The sequence below is a fragment of the Moorena sp. SIO3I6 genome (assembly GCF_010672095.1).
This window is the reverse complement of sequence record NZ_JAAHHU010001263.1, coordinates 1-1,481: the sequence shown is the minus strand read 5'-3', so window position 1 is coordinate 1,481 and position 1,481 is coordinate 1. Positions and strand designations below refer to the sequence as shown.

Genomic DNA, 1,481 nt, shown 5'->3' with positions numbered 1-1,481 from the left:
TAAGTTTACCTCTACGCCGTTGGTTAAAATCTCAGTTAGGGTTGACCCTAGGTTGGGATAGTTCTTACCAAGGCAAAGCCTATGCTCACGCTTTTCTTGATTGTTTGAATCAGCCTCACAAGCGCCGTAATTTAGCTGAGTACCTCAACCAACACTATACGGCCAAGACCAAAACGGGAAGATGCCTGCGCTACCAACCTGGTCACTTTACCCGCCTACCTAATCGCTACTATACCTTTAGATATGGCGGCATTGACTTTTTTGCCCTTGATTCCAATACCTTTTGTAGTTCTGAGTCTTCCTCTAAACCTAAGGCTGGTCCTGACCGAGAGCAACTAGACTGGTTACAGCAACGGTTAATTGATTCTTGGCATGATCCTCAGGTAAGGGGACGAGTGATCTATCTTCATCACTCTCCTTATTCAACGGAAACAAGTCGATGGGAGCAGCCAGATGCGATCGCAGTTCGTGGCCATTTACGCCAAGTATTAGATCAGGTCGCTGCTGCTATTGGTTCCCTACCCGAAAAACGGCCACTGGTAGATTTAATCTTAAGTGGACACGCCCATTGCTTTGAGCATTTGCGTACCTTTGATACTAAACATGCTGACTCCAATTTAAATTGGCTGGTCTGTGGCGGAAGTGGTGCTAGTTTGCGGGGTCAGCGCAAAGATGGGGTTGAAGTGATGGAAATTAGTCAGGGCGGTTATGTTCAAATGGTGGCGCGATCGCTTTTATTTATCGGACGCAAAGGTAAAGGCAGAACAGTGCGCTCTGCTCATACTTTCCTACGGATTGATGTACATAACGGTGTGCCCCCTAAGTTTGTAATTCGGCCATTTATAGTTGAGAAACTCAAGAATAAGTGGAGTAGTAGTGCTATCAAACCCTTTGTGATCCAGAATCTATAGTAATTCTTAATTAGGTGAGGTAGAAAGTTTTGGTTTTTTTTAGGGAACAGCGGATCTGGGAACAGCGGATCTGGGAGCAGGGAGCAGGGAGCAGGGAGCAGGGAGCACGGATGCAGCGCGGTCAAAGGTAGTCAGTGCCGCCAAAGGTGCTTCCCATAAGGCTTACAAGGTGCTTCCGCAGGTGACCCACATAGCCCTTACCCATCTCCCCATCTCCCCATCTCCCCATCTCCCTATCTCTTTATCCTATAGTGTTACTATTTAAATCGTTGATAGTCATAGGCCATAACAACAAATGAGTAAACTGCGCAACATACTAATGGGTGCTGGTATAGCAGCAGTCGGTGCGGTCGGAACTAAAATGGCTGTGGATTATTTCCGCAACCGTGATCAAGAAGAAGAGAGGGACGAAAGTGAAGGTGACGCAGAAGCTACCTCTCCCCAAGAAGTTGCCTACGCTATCGTACAAGACAGTTCTGTGCAAAACTTCTTGGATGTTAGCTTTGGAGCTCCTGGTCGTTATGTCCCCACTCGTGCGCCTAAAGTATTCGACTATCAAGACCAACAATA

The 1,481-nt window shown here is 46.9% G+C and carries 2 pseudogenes; both read left to right on the top strand.

Annotation, left to right across the window (positions count from 1 at the left end):
- Window positions 1-911, top strand: a pseudogene (locus tag F6K49_RS48370) (metallophosphoesterase); the annotation flags it as partial.
- Window positions 912-1,206: 295 nt separating this feature from the next.
- Window positions 1,207-1,481, top strand: a pseudogene (locus F6K49_RS48365) (hypothetical protein); the annotation flags it as partial.